The organism is Oleiphilus sp. HI0128, assembly GCF_001635365.1.
Map to the genome: position 1 here is coordinate 1 of NZ_LWGG01000117.1, position 1,328 is coordinate 1,328.

Here is a 1,328-nt window from a genome sequence, read left to right on the forward strand (position 1 = left end):
GAGCGAAAATCCAAGCCTTTTTTCTTGGCAAGGGTTTCACCTTGTACACACGCTTCTTCAAGCGCAGGCACTGCATTGAAGCGGGAAATGTCGGCAGCCAGCTTTCCAGCTTCTACCCGCGTAGAATCCAAAGTCGTGCTGATCTGTTCAGCGAGCTGCTGACCGCCCCCGATAATTCGGTCGAACAAAGATAGCTGCGTTTCACTACACTGACTAGACAACTTTGATTTAAGAATGCCAGCGTAACCGACAACTGCATTCAAGGGTGAGCGCAATTCATGCACCATCATTGCCAAGTATTCTTTTCGAGTACGTTCTTTTTCGAGCTCCAGGCTTCGTTCAAACTCTTGACGCTGAAGTTCCATTTCTTTATTACTGGTCACATCTAACCCTGAAAGCAATACTGCGCTACCTTGACTGCCATCACTAATATGGAAACTCCATAAAAAGTGTGATGTCTTATCGTTATTTTCTTCAGCATTTGCAGAAGACTCGATATTCTCTAGACCACCCTGCTCTATTGCTTTGCCGACCAGAGCAGCAAGATCTCTGGGTAAAATAGCGGGCGCCCCTTCATCGTCAAATCCAAACTCAAGCATTAGATCAGTCATTGCAGGGTTACTAAAAAGAATCAGGCCTTGATCATCAAGCTCCAGCAATGGGGAGGGATTTATTTCAGTAAAAAATGAAAGCTTCTTGAGCTCTTCAAGCTGAAAGCCTTGCTGCTCGCAGGTAGTGAAAAGAATCATGCAGCTGCCATCATCGGTATAACTTCTACGGTAACTGACGGCAATGTTTTCAGAATTCTTATGCGTCCAATAGCATTCCTGTGGCGCTAGCTGAGCTTCACCCTGTTTTGCCAAGGGGCACTCCTCAGCTTCGTGATGAGTATAAATACTATGACGGCAAAATAGATCATGAGCAGTACCGCCCTCCGCTGCTTTTTCGGCAATAGCATCAATATCCCAGCCTAACATGGCCTGGCCTGCCTTGTTTAAGAACTGAATACAACCGTCACTATCGACAAGCAACACACCTTCAGGTAAAGCATCCAAGGTAATAGAAGTGATATCAAAAGAAGGACTCACGAAAGGTCTACTCGCAATAACTGTGCAGGGTCAGCGCCTGGGACGGTTAGATCCAAGACAGAAGTAATCGACAGCTCTTTATCTGTCTTGATTTTTGCAAGGTTAATCACCTTGGGCTTAATATGCGCCATCCCTGCCATATCGTAAACAACCTTTACGACAGGTAATTTTGGTTGATCGGCATCGATCTCAAGAACAATACCTTTTTCTTTGTTGCTTAGCTGGACAGCACTACCCACC

General features: G+C 45.6%; 2 protein-coding genes. Both read right to left on the bottom strand.

What is annotated here, in order from left to right; all coding sequences use genetic code 11:
• Positions 1 to 1,088, bottom strand: a 1,088-nt coding sequence (locus tag A3763_RS01560; RefSeq protein WP_068759833.1) for a histidine kinase dimerization/phospho-acceptor domain-containing protein, incomplete at its 3' end; no start/stop codon positions are given.
• Positions 1,085 to 1,328, bottom strand: a 244-nt coding sequence (locus A3763_RS27890) for a hypothetical protein (protein ID WP_197482677.1), incomplete at its 5' end; no start/stop codon positions are given. The genes A3763_RS27890 and A3763_RS01560, both read right to left, overlap by 4 nt.